The following is a 562-nucleotide window of genomic DNA, read 5'->3' as shown; positions in this document are numbered from 1 at the left end:
GATTTAGGTTGTTCGACTTGAACTAGCAATTATACCAGCCGAACCGCCTAGATCCATCGATCAAAACAGTCAGCTTTTTCTATATTCAGTTACGTTAAGTTCGTGGGGGTTAGTCCCCACACGACTAGCCAGCACTCACACCCAAAAACAAGGAAAAAAATCAAACATTACATCTTTTAAATTGTAAAATATACCTTTATAATTTTCTGTAAATAATTGTAAGGCGGTGAACGATAATGAAGTTACCAAAATGTATTAATTGTAATCATAAACTTTCTTGGATACAGACATTTAAGCAAACGATGATTGCAAAAAAAGACCCTTTACAATGTCCACAATGCCAGCATAAATTATTCTTTACTCCTAAATCTAAAAAGAGGATATTTCTCTTAGTAGCACTTCTCCCTATCTTATTTGTAATTTTGATCGCCCTACAAATTTCAACGATAATATCTGTTTCTTTATTAATTATCTACTCTATTTTAGTTATGTTAGTGGTACCATTTCTTATTGAGGTAACAAAGAATGAAGAAGCTCTGTTTTGATGAAATGAGAATATAGA

General features: G+C 32.4%; 1 protein-coding gene. It reads left to right on the top strand.

Going from position 1 to position 562, the window contains the following annotated elements:
- Nucleotides 1–236: 236 nt before the first annotated feature.
- Nucleotides 237–545, top strand: a complete 309-nt coding sequence (locus SB753_RS34555) for a TIGR04104 family putative zinc finger protein (RefSeq protein ID WP_410804527.1) — start codon at nt 237–239, stop codon at nt 543–545.
- Nucleotides 546–562: the final 17 nt, after the last annotated feature.

Source organism: Paraburkholderia sp. SIMBA_053 (assembly GCF_046534895.1).
GTDB lineage: Bacteria > Pseudomonadota > Gammaproteobacteria > Burkholderiales > Burkholderiaceae > Paraburkholderia > Paraburkholderia caledonica.
This window is presented reverse-complemented; position numbering and strand designations above follow the sequence as displayed.

Coding starts and splice junctions, on each gene's coding strand:
- SB753_RS34555 (WP_410804527.1), top strand. CDS start 237: ATGAAGTTACCAAAATGTATTAATTGTAATCATAAACTTTCTTGGATA.